The organism is Corynebacterium sp. HMSC076D02, from assembly GCF_001813815.1.
In the GTDB taxonomy this organism is placed as follows: domain Bacteria; phylum Actinomycetota; class Actinomycetes; order Mycobacteriales; family Mycobacteriaceae; genus Corynebacterium; species Corynebacterium simulans.
In genome coordinates this window covers 136,829-155,846 of record NZ_KV814045.1, presented here as the reverse complement: position 1 = coordinate 155,846, position 19,018 = coordinate 136,829, and the positions used below count along the sequence as shown (strand labels likewise).

Here is a 19,018-nt window from a genome sequence, read left to right as displayed (position 1 = left end):
TGACTACTAGCTAGTAAAAGGAATCAATGTCTTCTGAAAAGGTGCACGCCCATTCTGTAGGCGTACGGTGGTCGGACTTCGACATGTACGGCCACATGATGAACGCCAACTATATCGAGTTGGCGCAGGAGGCCCGCCTGGCATTTGCCATGGACCATTTCTACAAGCAGGGTTTGGAACTCATTGCGTTCGTGCGTCATCTCGACGTCGACTATGTTCGCCCGCTGAAGTGGGATGGAAAGAATTCCACCGTCACCGTAGAGACTGCTGTAGTACGCCTAGGCAATACCTCGTTTACCACCCGGCAGGAAATCAAAGACGGTGCTGGCAACGTAACTTGCGTGGTCACCTGCACCCAGGTGGTCATCGATAAGGTAACGCAGGCGCCGCGTCCCGTCTCCGAGGAAGAAAAGAAAATCATCACGGAGAATGCTTTGGTTAAGCTGGACGCATAGCGCGAGCCAAATCCGGCTCGATGCGTGAGCAGTTTGTCTAGGAGGGCCCGCAGACCATGGTTCATGAATTACTCGAATTATTAAGTGGTGGACCTGGTTTGCGGGCCCTTCTCGCACGTGCGGTGGGGTTGGATGCTTCGGCAGTGGTGCGCTTGCGTCAATTCGACGCCCAGACCGTCGAGGCTTTCGTTACCACTCCGTTCGAGGTCGTCGCCGCCCGCCGCATAGAGGCCGTTGTGTCCCGCGATGGGGCAGTGGTTTCCGCGCAGACCCTGCATGATGCGCTTGTGCTCGCCGGGATTGAGTCTGCGACGCTGGACTTAGGCCCAGCCCGCGATCCTTCTTGGCCCGGTGCGCTGCCGCCAGCCACGGGCTTTCAGCTTATCGACACCCTGCCCGTCGAGGTGGTCCGTGAGCTCTCGGATAAAGGCCAACAGTTAGCACGCCAGTTCTCTGGCCCGATGGGCCCGCCTGCTAGCTTGTTGAATCAGACCGTGGTCACGGTTAGCGGTGGTGCGGAGCAAGAGGTTGAGATTCCCATGCGGATGATCTTTGCCTGCACGAGCCTAGGCCTAATTCCCGGTTTTGCTGCGCCCATGGATATCCCACGCCACCTGCGTGTCTCCGGCCTCGGTCGGTGGGTACGCGTCGACGCGCCCTTCGGTAGCGTTTATCGCTCGACGCGCTTGTCCCTCTTCTAACTCGCTATAAAAGCACCGCGGGCCCTCCGAAAGCCGTCCAGCCGAGTGGGCCAAAGGAGCGGCTGAGCTCGAAAAATCCACGGTTTATTTGCGTCATTCTAAGGATGGTAGCAGTGTGCTATGGCCTCCGCGAGCCGTGGTAAAAAATCACACTCGAAATCATTTGTGCTGTGCGTTACTCTTTGGGGAGGAGTTTATCCATCAAAATTTTCTTGTTTAAGGAGTTCTAGAATGCGCATTGGCGTCCCTAAAGAAATTATGAACAACGAAAACCGCGTTGCTCTGACCCCACTTGCGGTGCAAACACTCGTAAAAGATGGGCACGAGGTGCTGGTGGAAACCGGCGCTGGCGTGGGCGCTTCCTTCCCTGATAGCGATTACGAGGACGCCGGTGCGCGCATCATGCCTACCGCCGCAGAGACTTGGGAGCAGGCGGAGATGGTGGTCAAGGTCAAGGAGCCGCAGGCCTCCGAATATGGCTACCTGCGCCCAGACCTCATCGTGTTTACCTACCTGCACCTGGCGGCGGACCGGCCTCTTACCGATGCCCTCGTAGAAGCCAAGACCACTTCGGTGGCCTACGAGACTGTCACCGACCGCCACGGCACCTTGCCGCTTCTTACTCCGATGTCCCAGGTGGCGGGACGTCTCGCGGTGATGGAGGGCGTGCATCACCTCTTGTCCACGCAGGGCGGCCGCGGCGTGCTGTTGTCGGGTGTTCCGGGCACGCAGGCCGCCCGCGTCGTCGTTATTGGCGGTGGCCAGGTCGGTGCCTCGGCCGTGGCGATGGCCCGTGGCCTCCGCGCCGAGGTGACGGTTCTGGACCTGGATCCGCATGTGTTGCAGCGCTTTGACGAGCAGTACCAGGGCACCGTCCGCACGCTCATTTCTGACCCAGCCACCCTGGAGGCGGAGCTCTTAGAAGCCGATCTCGTCATCGGCGCTGTCCTTGTGCCAGGCGCCGCTGCGCCGAAGTTGGTGCGCGAGGAAACAGTCAAGAAGATGAAGCCGGGAGCTGTGCTTGTCGACGTCGCGATTGACCAAGGTGGCTGCTTCGAGAACTCGCGCAAGACTTCGCACGATGAGCCGACTTTCAAGGTTCACGACACTTTGTTCTACTGCGTGGCCAACATGCCGGGCGCGGTGGCCAACACCTCTGCGCGGGCGCTGAACTCGGCAACTCTGCCGTATATTCGCGCAGTCGCAGCGCAGGGTGTCGATGGTGCCATCGAGCGCTTCCCAGGCTTGTCCGGCGGTGTGATGACCCGCGACGGCAAGCTCATTTCTGAGCCGGTGCGTCGGGCCTTTAATTGGGAGGATTAAACCCTAGCGATTGATGAGCATCTGCGCCACGCGCTGCATGTGATCCCAAATCATGTGGCGATAGGCCGGCGGAATCGTCTGCTCATCAATCTCCGCCAGGGAATTGCCCATGAGCCCTAACCAGCGATCATGGGCTTTCTGGTCCACGGGATACGGGGCATGGCGCATGCGCAGGCGCGGATGCCCGCGGTTTTCGCTGAAAAGCTGCGGGCCGCCCCAGTATTGAACCAAGAACCATTTGAGGCGCTCCTCAGCGCCCTCCCAATCGGCATCGGGGTACATCGGGCCGATGACGTCATCGTTGCGGACTTGGGCATAGAAACCGTGGACCAACTTTTCGAAGGTCTCCATGCCGCCGATTGCCTCATAAACGCTGGCTGGCTGCTTTTCAGACGGCATGATTTAAGACTCGTTTCCTGGGGTCGAAGGGCTGAGGCTTTCTACCTGTGCGTCTGGAGCCTCGTCCATGTCAAAGAAGGCCACGCCCTGTGGGTATGGGGTATCGATGTCGTTGGCATGCATCGCGTTGAGAATCTTCGACTGCAGTTTGCGCTGCACGCCCCACTGCTTTCCTGGCAAGGTCTTGACCACGACGCGGAAGGACATATGGTCGACCTCGAGGCTGGAAATTCCATTGACGTCGGGCTTGTCTAGGAGGTCGTCGCGGATGGCGTCGTCAAGCGCGGCTTCTTCAACCGTCTTGGAGATGACGTCAAAGGCCTTATCCGGGTCGTTGGAAAGCGCGACCGGAACCTGCACGCGGGCCACGGAGTAGTGGTCGGAGTGGTTAGCCACCTGCAGGATCTCGCCATTGCGGACGTACCACAGGGCGCCGTCGATATCGCGCACGGTAGTGATGCGCAGGGAAATCGACTCAACGTCGCCGAAGACACCGTTGCCCAAATCGATGGTGTCGCCGATGCCGTACTGATCCTCCAACAACATGAAGATGCCGGAGAGGAAGTCCTTGACCAGTGACTGAGCGCCGAAACCAAGGGCAACACCGACCACACCTGCGGAGGCTACGAGTGGGGCAACGTTGACGCCGACCTCGTCCAGGATTGCGAGCACGGCCCAGACCCAGATGAAAATGCCCGCGGCGGAACGGCCCACGCTAGCCAAAGTCTGCAGGCGGGAAACGCGGCGCGCCTCGTGGGATTTGGACAGTGCGGTTTCCTGTTTTGCAGCTTTGCGGCGCGGGCGAACTTGGGACTTCAGGCGGCCGTTTTTGATGCTGTTATCTGCCAGCTTCGTGATGAGGCGACGTAACAACCAGTGGCCGACGATCGCGATGAGAAGGATGATAGCCACGTGGATGGGCTTATCCACGAGCCATGCTTGAGTGGTTTCGTTCTCCCAGAAGCCGGTGAGGTTATCTACTGCCTCTTGTGGGGTGGTCTCGCCTTGGGCGAGCGTCATATGCGGTGCGAAATTAGGACTCATAGTGCTTTCTATTTGGGGAAAGTGTGCGAGGGGCGTGCGGTGACGGGGCCAGCAACGATGGGCTAGCCAAATCTGCTACGCGCAACCACACCATGGTACGTAAAGGGCAATCGTTGGGCATGGCCCGCGGGCTTGGCGTTGCCTAAAGTTCCAGTTCAGCGTCGTGTTAAGTGCTGCAATGAATTTAAAGAAGCAATCCGCGGGCGAAGTGGACAGCTTTGTCTACAATTTTCAGACATGACTGTTAAGCGTGCTTCTGGATTCCACTCTCGCTCCATCCATGCTGGCTACCAGCCCGATAGCCACATGGGCAGCATCAACGTACCGATTTATGCCTCGACCACCTTTCAACAAGATGGTCTGGCGCAGTTGCGCGGCGGCTATGAATACGGGCGCGTGGCTAACCCCACGGTGCGCTCGCTCGAGTTAACGCTTGCCGCATTAGAGAATGCGCAATATGCGCGGGCTTTTTCATCTGGCATGGCGGCCATCGATACGCTGTTGCGCATTATCTTGCGCCCGGGTGACCACGCTATCTTGGGTAACGATGCTTATGGCGGAATGTATCGCCTGCTCAACAACGACTATGGCCAGTGGGGTATTGAGCTTGATATCGTTGACACAAGCGACGCCGCGGCGGTTGCTGGGGCTATCCGTGAAAACACCAAGCTGATTTGGCTGGAAACCCCAACCAATCCAGCGCTGAATATCACTGATATCGCCGCAGTTGCCGCGCGCAAGGGCGGCGCCCAGGTGGTCGTGGACAATACCTTTGCCACTCCATACCTGCAGAATCCGCTTGAACTGGGCGCGGACCACGTGGTGCATTCCACCACCAAGTACTTGGGCGGCCATTCTGATGTGTTGGGCGGCGCGGTGGTGACAAATTCCGCTGAGATGGACGAGCGCTTGTTGTATTTCCAAGGCAATGTCGGTGCGGTGTCTTCGCCCTTCGATGCATATCTCACCGCCCGCGGCATTAAGACGCTGGGGCTGCGGATGGATAGGCACTGTGAAAACGCGCAGGCAGTAGCCGAATACTTGGAATCGCGGCCCGAAGTAAAACAGGTGCTGTATCCGGGGCTGCCGACGCATCCGGGACATGAATTGGCTGCACGGCAAATGCGCGGCTTCGGCGGCATGATGTCGGCGCGCTTCCATAGCGAGGAGCACGCAAAGCAGATTTGCCTGAACACGAAGCTGGTCTCACTCGCGGAGTCGCTGGGCGGCGTGGAATCGCTGATTGAGCATCCGCAGAACATGACCCATGTTTCGGCCGCGGGCTCCGAGCTGGTTCCGCCGGCGGACTTGGTGCGCATCTCGGTCGGCATCGAGGATATCGCCGATCTTATTGCGGACTTCGAGCAGGCATTGGACACGTTGGGTTAGGGAGGCGGCGGCCTTACTCGAACAGATACCCAGGGCTGGGCACCCAGACCTCCTAGATAGCCTCGTTGGATTTTTCATCAGCCGCGAAGTCGAACTGGAGGTCTTGGTTTCCAGCCCTGGGTATTTGAGTAAATGGTGAGGATGGAAAGGGCGCAGGGGCGCGCTAGCGAAGTGCCGCTAACAGCGAGCCGGCGGTGCGGTCGGTCTCCTGCAGCATCAGTGGGTCGGTGCCAGGCATCGGGGAGATGGTGGTATCCGGCCACTGTGAGTAGGTAGGGATGCCGATGACGTGCAGGCGCGGGTCGACGCTGCCGTCGGGGCGAACCACCTTGCGCTCCCACGTGGTCTCTGGGGAACCGGTGGGGTTGCCATGGTCTAGGAAGGGGCGAACGCGGTCCTTAAGCGATACCGCTAGCGGGTCGGCTGGGCGACGCACGTCGGGAGAGTGCATCCACGCATCAATCAGCCACGGGCTCGAAGCAGAGCGTGGGCCGGAAGTCAGCGTGAATTCGTCGTCCCAGCTCAGTGCGGGGCGGCCGCCCAAGAAGGAGACCATGCCAGCGTCCACGAGAGCGAGTAGCTGGCGGACGCGGAACAGGGGTGGGCCGGAGCCGACCATCTGGCCAAAGGCCATGAACTCTTTGTAATTGCTGGTGCGTGATTCCCAGTCCAGGCGGCCTTCAGAGCCTGCGATGGCAGAGGGCTTGCGGGCGGAGGAAGCTGCCCACAGCGCAGACTTCAGCGGGGAATCCTGAGCGGCATCGGCGGCGATGATATCGTCCGCCAAGCTGTCCGCGATGTACGCGGTGAGCTCTTCTGCGGTGGAACCCGTGAAAGCATCCAACGGATTGACCCAGTGGGAGAGATCGAGCGGCTCGGCAGAAACATCTTTGAGTGCCGCATTGAGCTCCTGGGAGATGCCGACGATGTTTTGGGAATTAAGTTTCGCCGCATCAATGCGCGCAATGATCTCTTCCAGTGGAACCTGCAGTGCCGCAGAGTTAACGCGGGCCTGTGTCTCGTAGTACTCGGCATAAGCATCGCGAGCGATGTGGGGGAGTAGGTCGCGGCCGAAATCGATTTCGCCGCCTTCTACCTTCGCGAGTTGTTCGCGGAAGCGCATAAGTTTTGCGCGCGGTGGGAGTGAGTGATAGTCAGACTTGGGAATATAGGGATAGCCGCGGCCCGAGGAGGCGATGAGATGCGGCTCGTTGCCGGAGGGCTCGTAGCGCAGGCCGGAGCGAGTGGACGCGTCTTCGTGGAAGACGCCGCCGCGGTCGATGGTCAGCAGCGCCATGATGTCGAAGAAGCCCATGCCCAGGCCGCGCACCAAGACGTCTTGGCCGGCAGGGATTTCGGCAATGTCCTGTTCCACCGGGTTATTAGGGCGTACCCAGTGGAGCGAGTCGGAGGCGGCGGTGGCCTCAGTAAGGTGTTGCTCAGAGTCGTTAAGGCCCGGCACCTGCCAGCCATAAGCCAGCACGGTGGAATCGGCGGTGACGCTAGAGCCGTCGGCAAGCTCGATGACGTCCTGCGTGCCTTCTTCGCGCACAGCAACCGCGCGGGAGGGGTGATTTGAGACGGTGACAGTATCTGGCAACTGTGCCAATGCCACCTCAAAAGCCCAGCGCAGATAAGCGCCATAGAGCGCGCGGGAAGGGTTGGACTCGGGGCGGCTGGACTCAATTTCGGCGCGGAAGGACTCGTCGATGGTGACGGGGTGGGCGTCGAAAAGCGCCTGCTTTTCTGGAGAGATGCCCTCGCGCTCGCCGCGCAGTAGCTGAATCCACTCGTACTGAATGGGGCCCTCGAGAACCGGGGCGCTCATGGTGGAGCCAGGCTCGGTGAACAGTGTGACGGCACCGGCGAGGGTGTTCATGCACAGCGTCTGGGTTTGTTCGGTGTCCCAGATGCGGCCGGCGCCGAACTGGGCGTCGTCGATGAGATGCAGCGTGAGGGCGGGTGAGTCGCTGCGGGTATTGAGGTGCGCGGCCAACCGCTCTATCACGGAGATGCCGCGAGGCCCCATGCCAACGATGGCGATGGAGGGGGTTGAATCTGGCGAAATCATTTAATTCATCCTTTGAGGCGAGCTTGTGGGCTCGCCGTTTTGAGAATTTATCTAGACCGGACTGTCTATGGAATTAATACTAACATGTCTATGTTGTGTTAATTTACATGGCCAATAGCAACCTCTTTAAAACTCGAAGGCTTTAGAAAGTGAAACTGATTCGCACCATCGCCAGCGTGGTGGGTGCCGCGGCCTTTCTTACAGGATGCGCGACATCGACCGGCGCGGGTTCTGGAGATGAAGACAACGTCCTGACCTATCTCGAACCGCAGTTCTTCCGCACGCTGTATCCGCCAGCGGCCGGCTTTTATCCCAACGGTGGCGTGGTCAATCAGCTCACCGACCGCCTGCTGTACCAAGACCCGGAGACCCTCGAGCTTTCTCCATGGATCGCCACGGAGATGCCGAAGGTCAACGAGGACGCTACCGAGTACACATTTAACATCCGTACGGATGTGACTTACTCCGACGGCAGCCCGCTGACCGCGGAAAACGTGGTGCGCAACTTCGATCTTTATGGCTTGGGCGATACTGAGCGTACCCTGACGGCCTCGGAGCAGATTGCCAATTATGAGCGCGGCGAAGTAGTCGACGAAGACACTGTGAAGTTCTACTTCTCCGAGCCTTCGCCGGGCTTTTTGCAGGCTACTTCCTCCTATAATGCAGGCCTGCTCGCGGATAGCTCTCTGCAGCTGGACAACGAGGGCTTTGGCCCCGGTAATGCAAAGAAGTTCGTGGGTTCCGGGCCATTCGTGGTCGACGAGGAGAAGATCGGCACCGACCTCGTGCTTAAGACTCGCGAGGACTATGACTGGGCGCCACCGGCCGTAGAGCACCAGGGCCGCGCCGACATCGACGGCGTGCATTACATCCTGGCAGCCGAGGAATCCGTGCGCACGGGCGCCATCATCTCCGGCCAGGCAGACATCGCCCGCCAGATCTCTGCCCCGCAGGAGCCGTTATTGGAAGACAAGGGTGTAGAAATCTTCTCCCGCGGCACCAACGCGATTAACAACCAGCTGGGCTTCCGCTTCAATCACCGATTTCTGCGCGATAAGCGCGTGCGCGAGGCCATCATTCACGGCATCGACCGCGAGGAAATTATCCGCGTGCTCTTCTCCGAGTCCTACCCGCTGGCCAAGTCTTCCGTGGCCGAGACCGGCTTGGGTTTCAAGGATCAGTCGTCGGCCTATACCTTCGATCCGGAGGAATCGAAGCGCCTGCTTGACGAAGCCGGCTGGAAGCCCGGCCCCGATGGCATCCGCGTCAAGGATGGCCAGCGCCTAGTGCTGCGCTCGAATACCGCGCTGCCGCAGCCGCGTTCCAAGGAAGTCATGACGATGGTCCAGGATCAGCTAGGCGCGCTGGGCATCGCCATCGAGATTAACCCGGGCGACCAGGCAACTCAGAACGCAGATGCGAAGTCCATCGACAAGGTGCAGCTCTACCACATCATGGTCGGCCGCGCGGACTATGACGTTATTGCCTCCATGTACTCGGTGAACAACCGCGACGCCCTGCTCAACCAGGACGAAGAGGGCAATCCTCTCGACGCGGAGCTGGAAGGGCTGCTGGGCAAGGTGACCTCCAGCCCCAAGTCTGAAGACCGCAAGAAGGCCGTCGAAGAGGTGCAAGATTACCTCACCGAACAGGCCTACGTCATTCCTCTTTTCGAGGAACCGCAGGTCTTCGCGGTATCGCCGCAGGTTTCCGGTTTCCACACCGAGTCGGTGGCCCGCCCGTGGTTCTACGAGGTCAGCTTGAATCAGGAGGAGAAGTAAATGACTGCTCGACAATTAGCTGCCCGCATCGGGCAGGCACTCGTGGTGCTGCTCGTGACATACACGGTGGCCTTCTTCCTGCTTTCCGCGCTGCCTTCCGACGCCGTGATGTCGCGCTTTGGCGACCCAGCACTGGGCCTTTCGGAGGCGGAGATTGTCGCCATCCGGGAGGAAATGGGCGTCGATAAGCCGCTGCTCGTGCAGTTCTTTACCGGGCTCGCAGGCTTTTTCACCGGCCATTTTGGTAACTCTACGCAGACGGGCGCGGCGGTGTCGACGCTGATTGCCGACGCCCTCCCGCACACCCTTATCCTCGCCGCGTGCGCGATTGGCCTGGCCATCGTCGTGGCGCTCATCGTGGCCTTCCTGGCTACCTTGCCGGGCCTCGGCGCGATTGCGACCTTCTTCCGCGGGCTGCCATCTTTCATGGTCTCCCTGCCCGGTTTCTGGATTGGCATCCTGCTCATCCAGGTCTTTTCCTTCCAGCTGGGCTGGGTGCGCATCATCGAGCCTTCCGGGGTAGAGGGCCTTATCCTGCCGACCTTGACGCTGTCGGTGCCGATGGCCGCACCACTTATCCAGGTGCTGATTCGCTCCATCGACGAGACTCAGTCGATGCCTTTCGTGCAGGCAGTGCGCGCTCGCGGCGCCTCGGAGTCGTGGATCTTCTGGCGCAACATCTTGCGCAACTCCCTCCTTCCGGCACTGACTATGGCGGGCCTGCTCTTCGGTGAGCTCGTAGGCGGCGCCGTGGTGACGGAGACCGTCTTCGGACGCAACGGCCTGGGCTATATGACTGCCCAGGCGGTCTCGAACCGCGATACGCCGGTGCTGCTGGCCGTGGTTCTGATCGCGGCTACCGCTTACGTCATCATCAACCTCGTGGTGGATCTGCTCTACCCAGTGCTGGACGTGCGCCTGCGCCGTCCCGTTACTGCTACTGCAGGATCGACCGAATCCGCGAAGAGAGCCCGCGCATGAGCGTTCCAACCTCGAATAACACAAACGCGCAACCCACGCAGCTGCGCCGCAACCGCCACCACGTCTCGCGCGCACAGCGCAACCCGTGGACCAGCCCAGCCTCCATCCTCGCGCTGGTGATCCTCGCGGTGGCCTTCCTGGCGGCTTTGGTGCCGGGCCTTTTCACCAACTCGGATCCTTATGCCGGCACCGACGTCGCTCTTTTGCACCCCAGCTCTGAGCACTGGTTCGGCACCGACGCGGTAGGCCGCGACCTGTATGCCCGCGTGGTCTATGGTGCGCGTCAGTCACTCATTGGCGCGCTCATCGCCGTGGCAGTGGGCCTTATGGTGGGCACGCTACTGGGCCTTCTGGCCGGCTCGCTGCGCGGCTGGGTGGATGCGATCATCATGCGCGTGGTGGACGTGTTACTTTCCATCCCGGGCATCCTGCTTTCCCTGTCCATCATTATCGTGCTGGGGTTTGGTTCCCTGCAGGCCGCCGTCGCGGTGGGTGCGACCTCTATTGCCACCTTCGCCCGTCTGGCCCGCTCGCAGGTGATGTCTGTGGCCGGCTCCGACTACGTTGAGGCCGCCTACGGCGCCGGCGCGATCCCCATGCAGGTCATGGCGCGCCACATCCTGCCGAACTCCCTGACCCCGGTCATCGCCCTGGCTACTTTGCAGTTTGGTTCTGCAATCTTGCAGCTTTCCATCCTCGGCTTTTTGGGCTACGGCGCTCCGGCCCCGACCCCGGAGTGGGGCCTCATCATCGCCGAAGGCCGCGATTTCATGGCCACCGCTTGGTGGCTCATCATCCTGCCGGGCCTGGCCATCGTGGCCGTAGTGGTCTCTGCCAACCGTCTATCCCAGAACTTCCGAGCGGAGGCTTAGAAAAACAATGACAGTTAAAGACAAGGCTGCACAGAATAATCCTTTGCTTACCATCCGTGACTTGAATGTCTCCTACACCACGGCCGCGGGCGAAGTCCCAGCCGTGCAGGGCGTTAGCCTGGAAGTCCACCCAGGGGAGATCACCGCCATCGTGGGTGAGTCCGGCTCCGGCAAGTCCACCTCTGCCATGGCCGCCATCGGCCTACTCGCGCCCAACGCGCAGGTCGACGCCGGAACGATCGCCTTCAAGGGCACCAACGTCACCGATTACACCAATGCGCAGTGGCGCAAGCTGCGCGGGCGCGCAATTGGGCTCATCCCGCAGGATCCCAACAACTCGCTGAATCCGCTCAAGACCATCGGCGCCTCTATCGAGGAAGGCATGGCCATCCACGGCATCGGCAGCGCCGCTAGCCGCAAGCAGCGCGCGATTAAGCTGCTGGAGAAAGTGGGCATCGACGAGCCTGACCGCCGCTATGGCCAGTACCCGCACGAGCTCTCCGGCGGCATGAAGCAGCGCGTGCTCATCGCGGCGGCGGTGGCACTGGAGCCAGAACTCATCATTGCCGACGAGCCGACTTCGGCACTCGACGTGACGGTGCAGAAGGTCATCTTGGACCTGCTTGATGAAATGCGCCAGGAGACCGGCGTGGGCATCTTGTTCATCACCCACGATCTTGCCGTGGCAGGTGACCGTGCGAACCGCATCGTCGTTATGGAAAAGGGCCAAGTTCGCGAGTCCGGGCAGGCCGCGCGCGTGCTCACCGACCCGCAGCATGCCTACTCACGCCGCCTGCTTGCCGACGCCCCGTCGCTTTCTGTAGCCGAGGTCCCGCACTCTTCGCGCGTGGCGCGGCCGGCCAGCAAGGAACCTGTTGCTGAAACCGTGCTCAAGGTCCGCGACCTCACCCAGCGCTACGGCGACTTTGTGGCTTTGGATGGCGTGAGTTTCGACGTGGCGAAAGGAACCACCCACGCGCTGGTGGGCGAGTCTGGCTCCGGAAAAACCACCACGGGACGCTCCATTTCTTTGTTCAATTCGCCGACTTCGGGCTCTATCGAACTGCTGGATGCAGCTGGTAGTACCACCGAGCTGACCAAGCTGAAGGGCAAGGCGCTGCGCGAGGCGCGCAAGTCCGTCCAGCTCGTCTACCAGAACCCGTATTCCTCCCTGGACCCACGCCAGAGCATCGGTGACGCCATCGCTGAGCCGCTGCGCAACCTCGCGGGTGCTAGCAAGTCCAAGGCTAAGGCCCGCGCACAGGAGTTCCTGGAGCTCGTCGCGCTCGACCTACAGCACTATGACCGCCGCCCGCGCGAGCTTTCCGGCGGCCAGCGCCAGCGCGTGGCCATTGCCCGCGCCATGATCGTGGAACCGGAGTTGGTGGTGCTTGACGAGGCAGTCTCCGCCCTCGACGTGACCGTCCAGGCGCAGATCCTGCGCCTGCTGGCGCAGCTGCAAGATGAACTGCAGTTGAGCTACGTCTTCATCTCCCACGACCTCGCCGTGGTCAACCAAATCTCCGATACGGTCTCGGTGCTCTCCCATGGCAAGCAGGTAGAGTCGGGCCGGACCGCCGAGGTATTTGCGAACCCGCGCTCCGAGTTCACGCGCACGCTAATCGCCGCCATCCCTGGCCAGCGTTATCGCGCCGGGGATTTGAACCTAGGGCTGTAAGCACCGCCGCTCATTCGCGGCGGGTAAAGGCCTTAAAAACCTTAAGAGCCTAAAAACCTTAAAACAAGGAAAGGAAGTTTCATGGCAGACATCATCAACCAACTAGCCGGGGCAAGCCCGGAGCTAGTGCAGCTGCGCGCACGCCGGCCCGATGCTTTGGCGAATGCACAGCTTTCATTCCAGGCCCTGCTGGAGCCAGAGGAGTCCGGCACCTTTAGCTATGCGCAGCGCTATGCCGTGGCGGCTTTCTTGAGCGGCATTTACCAGGCTAAAAGCGCCGGCGAGTTCTACGGGGACCTGCTGGCTGATGAGGCCACGGAGACTCTGCAGGGCGCCGTCCAGGCTGCCATTGAGCACGGCACTACTTCTGGCCCTTATGCCGCACCGGCCGATATTTCGGGCGAGGGCGCGGGCTTTATCACCTTCGGTGAGATTGCCGGCCTAGACGAGCGCTTGGCCGCGGCTTTCGATTTTGCACATCTTTTGGCATTCCACCCTAAGGACGCTTCTGCGGAGACCATCGGCCACCTGCAGGCTGCCGGTTGGTCTGAGGATGACATCGTGAGCCTGTCCCAGCTCATCGCATTCCTTTCCTTCCAGCTGCGCGTCATCCACGGGCTGAAGGTCTTGGGTGGCGATGAATCCACCGCCCCCGAGACCACCCGCATTGAGGGCGCTTCCGACCCAGGCTGGCAGCTGCACGAGCACACGCTTAGCCCAGAGACCCACGCTCCGCAGGGCTTTGTTGCCCACTCGCTGGGCTGGAAGCCGTGGTTTACACCGTTGGCCAAGGAGGAGTTCACCCAAGAGCAGATCGATGCACTCATCCGCCCGGAGCGCATCGACTCCGAGTACTTCCGCCTGTTGGCCCGCGATGCTGCGGCGCTGAAGGCCCGTACGCTCACGGACTTGGATATCTTCTACAACACCGACGGCGGCTTGGGCCGTGCCGAGCGCGAGCTGGCCGCCACCGTGGTTTCCCGATTCAACGGCTGCGAGTTCTGCGCCTCGGTGCACCAGCAGCGTTCTAAAGATGAGGGCGGCGATGCCGCGGCCATCGATAGGCTGCTTTTCGAAGGCCTCGACGCCGATTTGGGAAGCGATGCATGGGGCGTGATTCGCGACGCCGCGCGTGAGCTGACGCGTTCGCCCTTTAGCTTCAACTCCGGATGCGTGGCCAAGCTGCGCAGCGTGGGATTCGATGACCTGGCAATCATCGACCTCATCAACTCCGCGTCTTTCTTCAACTGGGCCAACCGCCTCATGCTTACCCTCGGCGCGCCGGATGTACCGAAGCGTTATCGCTAGAATCGGGAAACCTAAACAAGCGCAAATATAGTTAGGAAGGCGAGTAAATCATGGCAAATACCAAGATCGCAGTAGTAACCGGCGCTACCGGCGGCATGGGCCGCGAGATCATTGAGGACCTCGCGCGCGACCATCACGTCTATGCGTTGGGCCGCCGCGCCGAGGAGCTGCCGGAAGCCGCGAATATCACCCCGGTAGCGCTCGACTTGCTGGAGCTTCTTGACCCCGAAACCGCGCTGCCAGAGCCGCTGCAGGCCCTCGACCGCGTCGACGTTCTGGTACACGCGGCAGCTCGCGCCGATAAGCACTCCGTCGAGTCCGCACGCCCGCAGGACTGGCAGGCACAGATGGACTTAAACGTCCACGTTCCCGCTGAACTAAGCCGCCGCCTGCTGCCGCAGTTGCGCGCGGCTGATGGGGAAGGCCTCGTGGTCTTCATTAACTCTGGTGCCGGTATCCACAGCTACGGCGACAATGTTATCTATGCCGCGACCAAGCATGCGCTTTACGCGCTTGCCGACGGCCTGCGCCTTTCCGAGCTCGGTATCCGCGTTTCCACCGTGGCCCCAGGCCCTACCGATACCCCAATGCTGCAGGGCCTGCAGGACTACGACCCAGCGCATGTCATCGCGCCCGTCGAGGTGGCCAATGCCATCCGCGCTGCGGTGGATGCAGGTTCTACCACCCAGCTCACCGAGATCCGCGTGCGCCCGCGCGTGGAGCTTGCGCAACGCAAGAACCTTAAAAAATAGTTGCAAGAACTAGCTAGAAAACTGGTTTAAAACCGAAGCAAATTTGTCGTTAACGCTTGGGCGGGGGATGTGCGCCACGGTGGTGCCTTTCCTCGCCCTAATTCACATCTGCTCGAGATGCGAAAGCTCGGCTGCGCTGTAGACTTCTGAAATTGTGACTACTTCAAGCCGCCGCCGACCTGCCTATTTGGTGATCGCGGATTCGCTGCGCTGCAAGATCGAAACCCAGCAACTCAAGCCAGGCGAGCGTTTCCCCACTGAACGCGAACTGGTCCAGGAATACAACGTTGCCCGCATGACCGTGCGCCACGCGTTGGACATCTTGCAGATCGAGGGCTTAATTGATCGCAAACGCGGTCGCACCGGTGGCACCTTTGTACGCGCCGTCCCGCCCACACTTAACCTGACTAGCCATGAAGGCATTCTGCTGCAGCTGCGGGATCGTGGATTCCTGACGCGCGTTGAAGTAGTAGCGTTGCACAAGGCAGAAGTGCTCTCCCATATGGCGGCGACTTTCGGAGTAGAAGAGGGCACGCTCGTGTGGGAACTCAAGGGCGTGCACTACGTGGATGACGCCCCGATCAGCGTCTCGAAGTACACCATCCCTGTGCAGTTGGTTCCGGACCTTGATGAGCGCGATCTCCACCAGCCTTTGCTGGAGACCTTAGAAAGCTGTGGTCTAAAAATGGCGCACAAGCGCGAGAGCATCGTGGCCGCTACCGCCCGAGCAGAGGAGCAAAAACTGCTCGGCGTGGGCCGTTCGCACCCATTGCTGCGCTTTAGCCGCGTCATCAAGCAGTCCGATGGCGCCGTTATGGCGATAAGTGAGGAAACTTTGCGCTCCGATATCGCCAACGTGGAGGTTATCGTCGGCGAGGACCCATCACCCGGACAGGTCCCTCACCTCGACTAATTAGCGTGCCTCTTATGCTTCCTGCGCATCTACCGCACGATTGCGCAGCGCACGAGCCATACGGTCGCGCTGCTCGGTAACCACACGGCGCAGGCCGCCGGCTAGGTCGCGCTGCAGGAACGCATCGGCCTCATCCAGGCTCTGCTGCGAGATAGCCCAGGATGGGAACAGACCAGTCACAGAGGTCAGTCCGATCTCGGTGGACTGGGAAGCCCAAATCTTTTCTGCCACATCGAAGAACTCGGAAGTCGGCAACAGATCGTCAGCGCCGGGGTAGGTAAGGCCCTCTAGCTTGGAAGTCAGCTCGCGGTTGGTCAGCTTGCCCTCGACAATTTCTTCCCACACCGCGCGCTTGTTCTCCGCGGTGTTGACCGCGGCGCGCGCACGCACTGCGGCTTGGTGGCCGGTCGCGGAGTTATCGCGCGCCAACTGCGCATCGATGGCAGCCGGGACATTGTCAAGCGCGCCGTCGGCAGCCAGCGCTGCGATTGCGTACCAACGCAGGCCCTCGTCATCGGAGGAGTCCAGAACATCCTGCAGGAAGGCGCGGGTGCCTTCGGTCAGGCGAATCTTGGCCAGCGCCTGCGCGAAGACGATGGAACGCTCTGGGTCTTCGTCCTGCGTGCCGGCGAGCAGGGCGTCGGCAAGCAGCGTCGACTCCTTGGCCCACGCTGGGTCCGCGTAGTTGGATTGCGCCGAAGCCGCCTGCTGCACGATGCGCTCGAGCACCGCCAGCTCGGTCTCTGCCGCCGCGCCGCGCGCTACGAGCGCCACGAAGTCGCGGGCGCGCATGGTGCCGCCGCGGGTCATCTCCCATGCTGCGGACCAGCACAGAGTGCGCGCCATTGGGTCGGCGAACTTGTCGATGTTTTCGACCATGAATTCCAGCGACTTGGAATCCAGCTCGATGAGCGCGTAAGTCAGATCATCGTCGTTTGGCAGCAGGAAGTCGATGTCTTGTTCCTTGCGGCCTACAAGCTGCGGAATATCGGTGGACTCGCCGTCGATATCCATCTCGATGCGATCGGTGCGAACGGCCTTGCCGTCTACCAAGTTGTAGATGCCCACGCCTGCGCGGTGGGTGCGCAGCGTCTCGCCACGCTGGACCAGCTGTGCGGTGGTGATGACCCCGGCGTCGTCAGTGTCTAGCTCAACTGCAAACGTGTTGATGCCGGTGGTCTTGAGCCACTGCTTAGCCCAGAAGCTTAAGTCGCGGCCACTGGACTCGGCGAGTGAAGCGAGTAGATCGTCGAAGGTGGCATTAGAGAAAGCATGCGCCTTGAAATGGCGGCGCACGCCGGCAAAGAAGTTTTCGCGGCCCACATAGGCCTGCAGCTGCTTGAGCACGGAAGCGCCCTTAGCGTAGGTGATGCCGTCGAAGTTCTGCTCCACGGTCTCGATGTCGGAGGCATCGGTGGAAATCGGGTGCGTGGTGGGCAGCTGATCCTGCTGATAAGCCCAGGACTTTTCCACGTTGGCGAAGGTGACCCATGCGGTGTCGTACTGGGTTTCCTCAGCCTGGGAGATGGCGGCGGACCAGGTGGCGAAGGACTCGTTGAGCCACAGGTCATCCCACCATTCCATGGTGACCAAGTCACCAAACCACATATGCGCCAGCTCGTGGAGAATGGTGTCAGCGCGGCGCTCGTACTTGTAGTGGGTGGCCTTGGAGCTAAAGACGTACTCGTCGCGGATGGTCACGCAGCCAGCGTTCTCCATAGCGCCGGCGTTGAACTCCGGCACGAAGATCTGGTCATACTTGCCAAAGGGATAAGCAAAGCCGAAGTTACGGTGGTAGAAGTCGAAGCCCTGCTTGGTTTCAGTAAGGATGCGCTCTGCGTCGAGGTGCTCTGCTAGGGAGGCGCGGCAGTAGACCCCCAGCGGGACGGAAACCTTCTCAGCGGCATTGCCTTCTGGGTGCTCAGTCAGTTCGCCGTTCCAGGTATCGGTGACCTCGAAGTAGGGGCCGGCGCACAGGGCAATCAGGTAGGTAGAAAGCGGGTAATCAATCTCCGTGGACCAGGTTTGGGCATCAGCCTTGCCCTCGATTGGCGCGACGGTGGTGGGGCCATTGGTGATGATTGTCCAGTCTGCCGGGGCGTCGAAAGCCAGCGAATAAGTGGCCTTCATGTTTGGCTGGTCGAAGCAAGCGAAGACGCGCTTGGCATCGGCAGTTTCAAACTGGGTGTAGAGGTAAACCTTGCTGTCTGCTGGATCGACGAAGCGGTGCAGGCCCTCACCGGTGTGAGAATAAGGAATCTTGGCTACAACCTTGAGCTCATAATCTGCTACCTGCAGCCCGGACAGCGGGATTCCGTACTCGGCCTCATAAGCCTTGGCGGGCAGGGGAGCGCCGTTCAAGCGAACCTCTAGCAGTTCCTCGCCGCGCAGATCGATGAACGTGGAGCCAGCCTGCTTGGCGCGGAAGGTCACGGTAGTCGTGGAGATGAAATGCGTTTCGGAATTAACTTTGGAACCAACAAGGTCTAGGTGGACGTCGTAGTGGGAAACGTCGATCATCTGTGAGCGGCGCGTGGCCTCTTCGCGAGTGAGGTTAATCGAGGTCATAGGCTAATTACTCCTCCTTGTAGCAATTGAGTTTCTGCATCCACCCTAGTCGTGCCCGTAGGGTGGGAAGGGCCAGTTAGCAATGAATTTGTATAAAAGGAGTCCACATGGCTGAGTCTGTGAAGTTTTGGTTCGATTGCAGCTGCCCGTTTGCTTGGGCCACCTCCCGTTGGATCAAGGAAGTAGAAAAGGTCCGCGATATCGAGGTCACCTTCGTGCCAATGTCGCTTTCCGTGCTTAACGACGGCCGCGATTTGGACCCGGATTACATGGAAATGATGAAGGCAAATTGGGGCCCGGCCCGCGTCGCCACGAAGATCGCCGTCGCGGCCCCTGAAAAGGTCGATGCCTATTACACCGCGATGGGCAATCTCATCCACGGCCAGGAGCAGGGCGGCAAGAAAGGCTTCGGCGCCGCAGGCGCTGGAAGAGGTCGGCTTGCCGGCAGATTACGCCGAGGTGGCAAACACAGAGGACGTTGACGATAAGCTGCGCGAGTTCCACAATGCCGCCATCAACGAGGTCGGCGATGAAGTAGGAACCCCAGTGGTCAAGCTCGGCGATACCGCATTCTTCGGCCCGGTAATTACCCGCGTGCCAGAAGGTGAGGAAGCCGGCGAAATCTTTGATGCTTCCGTCCGCCTTGCGCAGTACCCATACTTTTTTGAACTAAAGCGCACCCGCACCGAAATGCCGCAGGTGAGCCAGAAGTAACTTGGGCTAGCACCCCGAACTTAATGCTTGACGCGGGTGTTAGCCCATGCCGCGAAAGCAAATACTGCT

Annotated in this window: 15 protein-coding genes and 1 pseudogene; 12 read left to right on the top strand and 4 right to left on the bottom strand. The window is 60.5% G+C overall.

Annotated features, from left to right (window positions below; all coding sequences use genetic code 11):
* The first annotated feature begins 26 nt into the window (after window positions 1–26).
* From HMPREF2935_RS06160 to ald, 3 genes are all read left to right on the top strand, one after another.
* Window positions 27–455 carry an acyl-CoA thioesterase gene (locus HMPREF2935_RS06160; protein ID WP_061924236.1) on the top strand — a complete coding sequence of 143 codons (429 nt, stop codon included), beginning with the start codon at window positions 27–29 and terminating at the stop codon, window positions 453–455.
* Between the two features lie 56 nt (window positions 456–511).
* Window positions 512–1,156: a DUF8185 domain-containing protein gene (locus tag HMPREF2935_RS06155; RefSeq protein ID WP_061924233.1), complete on the top strand. Its 645-nt coding sequence runs from the start codon at window positions 512–514 to the stop codon at window positions 1,154–1,156.
* Between the two features lie 231 nt (window positions 1,157–1,387).
* On the top strand, window positions 1,388–2,479 hold the full coding sequence (ald, locus tag HMPREF2935_RS06150; RefSeq protein ID WP_061924230.1) for an alanine dehydrogenase: 1,092 nt from the start codon (window positions 1,388–1,390) through the stop codon (window positions 2,477–2,479).
* Window positions 2,480–2,482: 3 nt separating this feature from the next.
* On the opposite strand, the gene HMPREF2935_RS06145 is transcribed toward ald, so the two are convergent.
* Together HMPREF2935_RS06145 and HMPREF2935_RS06140 are read right to left on the bottom strand one after the other, a co-directional pair.
* A complete protein-coding gene (locus tag HMPREF2935_RS06145) occupies window positions 2,483–2,878 on the bottom strand; it encodes a globin (protein WP_070732419.1) in 396 nt (131 codons plus the stop codon).
* Between the two features lie 3 nt (window positions 2,879–2,881).
* Window positions 2,882–3,922: a mechanosensitive ion channel family protein gene (locus tag HMPREF2935_RS06140; RefSeq protein WP_083313188.1), complete on the bottom strand. Its 1,041-nt coding sequence runs from the start codon at window positions 3,920–3,922 to the stop codon at window positions 2,882–2,884.
* 237 nt (window positions 3,923–4,159) lie between these two features.
* Here HMPREF2935_RS06140 and HMPREF2935_RS06135 point away from each other — a divergent pair, with 237 nt between their 5' ends.
* On the top strand, window positions 4,160–5,311 hold the full coding sequence (locus HMPREF2935_RS06135; RefSeq protein WP_070732415.1) for a cystathionine gamma-synthase: 1,152 nt from the start codon (window positions 4,160–4,162) through the stop codon (window positions 5,309–5,311).
* A gap of 163 nt (window positions 5,312–5,474) precedes the next feature.
* Here the strand turns inward: HMPREF2935_RS06135 and HMPREF2935_RS06130 are convergent, their stop codons facing one another.
* A complete protein-coding gene (locus HMPREF2935_RS06130) occupies window positions 5,475–7,382 on the bottom strand; it encodes an FAD/NAD(P)-binding protein (RefSeq protein WP_070732413.1) in 1,908 nt (635 codons plus the stop codon).
* A 149-nt stretch (window positions 7,383–7,531) separates the two neighbouring features.
* Between HMPREF2935_RS06130 and HMPREF2935_RS06125 the strand changes: the two genes are divergently transcribed.
* From HMPREF2935_RS06125 to HMPREF2935_RS06095, 7 genes are all read left to right on the top strand, one after another.
* On the top strand, window positions 7,532–9,163 hold the full coding sequence (locus HMPREF2935_RS06125) for a TIGR04028 family ABC transporter substrate-binding protein (RefSeq protein WP_070732411.1): 1,632 nt from the start codon (window positions 7,532–7,534) through the stop codon (window positions 9,161–9,163).
* The gene (locus tag HMPREF2935_RS06120) at window positions 9,164–10,144 is read left to right on the top strand and encodes an ABC transporter permease (protein ID WP_061924211.1); all 981 of its coding nucleotides are present in this window, start codon (window positions 9,164–9,166) and stop codon (window positions 10,142–10,144) included.
* The gene (locus HMPREF2935_RS06115) at window positions 10,141–11,016 is read left to right on the top strand and encodes an ABC transporter permease (protein WP_061924208.1); all 876 of its coding nucleotides are present in this window, start codon (window positions 10,141–10,143) and stop codon (window positions 11,014–11,016) included. Before HMPREF2935_RS06120 ends, HMPREF2935_RS06115 begins: the two co-directional genes overlap by 4 nt.
* Before the next feature lie 7 nt (window positions 11,017–11,023).
* The gene (locus tag HMPREF2935_RS06110) at window positions 11,024–12,694 is read left to right on the top strand and encodes a dipeptide ABC transporter ATP-binding protein (RefSeq protein WP_070732409.1); all 1,671 of its coding nucleotides are present in this window, start codon (window positions 11,024–11,026) and stop codon (window positions 12,692–12,694) included.
* An 81-nt stretch (window positions 12,695–12,775) separates the two neighbouring features.
* Window positions 12,776–14,002: an alkylhydroperoxidase domain protein gene (locus HMPREF2935_RS06105; protein WP_070732407.1), complete on the top strand. Its 1,227-nt coding sequence runs from the start codon at window positions 12,776–12,778 to the stop codon at window positions 14,000–14,002.
* Between the two features lie 50 nt (window positions 14,003–14,052).
* Window positions 14,053–14,754 carry an SDR family oxidoreductase gene (locus HMPREF2935_RS06100; protein WP_070518232.1) on the top strand — a complete coding sequence of 234 codons (702 nt, stop codon included), beginning with the start codon at window positions 14,053–14,055 and terminating at the stop codon, window positions 14,752–14,754.
* A gap of 154 nt (window positions 14,755–14,908) precedes the next feature.
* On the top strand, window positions 14,909–15,667 hold the full coding sequence (locus HMPREF2935_RS06095) for a GntR family transcriptional regulator (RefSeq protein WP_070732405.1): 759 nt from the start codon (window positions 14,909–14,911) through the stop codon (window positions 15,665–15,667).
* Between the two features lie 12 nt (window positions 15,668–15,679).
* Here HMPREF2935_RS06095 and pepN read toward each other — a convergent pair whose 3' ends face one another.
* The gene (gene pepN, locus HMPREF2935_RS06090; protein WP_070732403.1) at window positions 15,680–18,235 is read right to left on the bottom strand and encodes an aminopeptidase N; all 2,556 of its coding nucleotides are present in this window, start codon (window positions 18,233–18,235) and stop codon (window positions 15,680–15,682) included.
* A gap of 107 nt (window positions 18,236–18,342) precedes the next feature.
* Between pepN and HMPREF2935_RS06085 the strand changes: the two are divergent.
* Window positions 18,343–18,949, top strand: a pseudogene (locus HMPREF2935_RS06085) (DsbA family protein).
* Window positions 18,950–19,018 lie beyond the last annotated feature (69 nt).

Bases quoted from the DNA above. Each gene is read 5' to 3' on its own strand.
- HMPREF2935_RS06110 (WP_070732409.1), top strand. From the start codon at position 11,024: ATGACAGTTAAAGACAAGGCTGCACAGAATAATCCTTTGCTTACCATC.
- HMPREF2935_RS06120 (WP_061924211.1), top strand. From the start codon at position 9,164: ATGACTGCTCGACAATTAGCTGCCCGCATCGGGCAGGCACTCGTGGTG.
- HMPREF2935_RS06115 (WP_061924208.1), top strand. From the start codon at position 10,141: ATGAGCGTTCCAACCTCGAATAACACAAACGCGCAACCCACGCAGCTG.
- HMPREF2935_RS06105 (WP_070732407.1), top strand. From the start codon at position 12,776: ATGGCAGACATCATCAACCAACTAGCCGGGGCAAGCCCGGAGCTAGTG.
- HMPREF2935_RS06140 (WP_083313188.1), bottom strand. From the start codon at position 3,922: ATGAGTCCTAATTTCGCACCGCATATGACGCTCGCCCAAGGCGAGACC.
- HMPREF2935_RS06155 (WP_061924233.1), top strand. From the start codon at position 512: ATGGTTCATGAATTACTCGAATTATTAAGTGGTGGACCTGGTTTGCGG.
- HMPREF2935_RS06130 (WP_070732413.1), bottom strand. From the start codon at position 7,382: ATGATTTCGCCAGATTCAACCCCCTCCATCGCCATCGTTGGCATGGGG.
- pepN (WP_070732403.1), bottom strand. From the start codon at position 18,235: ATGACCTCGATTAACCTCACTCGCGAAGAGGCCACGCGCCGCTCACAG.
- HMPREF2935_RS06135 (WP_070732415.1), top strand. From the start codon at position 4,160: ATGACTGTTAAGCGTGCTTCTGGATTCCACTCTCGCTCCATCCATGCT.
- HMPREF2935_RS06160 (WP_061924236.1), top strand. From the start codon at position 27: ATGTCTTCTGAAAAGGTGCACGCCCATTCTGTAGGCGTACGGTGGTCG.
- ald (WP_061924230.1), top strand. From the start codon at position 1,388: ATGCGCATTGGCGTCCCTAAAGAAATTATGAACAACGAAAACCGCGTT.
- HMPREF2935_RS06100 (WP_070518232.1), top strand. From the start codon at position 14,053: ATGGCAAATACCAAGATCGCAGTAGTAACCGGCGCTACCGGCGGCATG.
- HMPREF2935_RS06145 (WP_070732419.1), bottom strand. From the start codon at position 2,878: ATGCCGTCTGAAAAGCAGCCAGCCAGCGTTTATGAGGCAATCGGCGGC.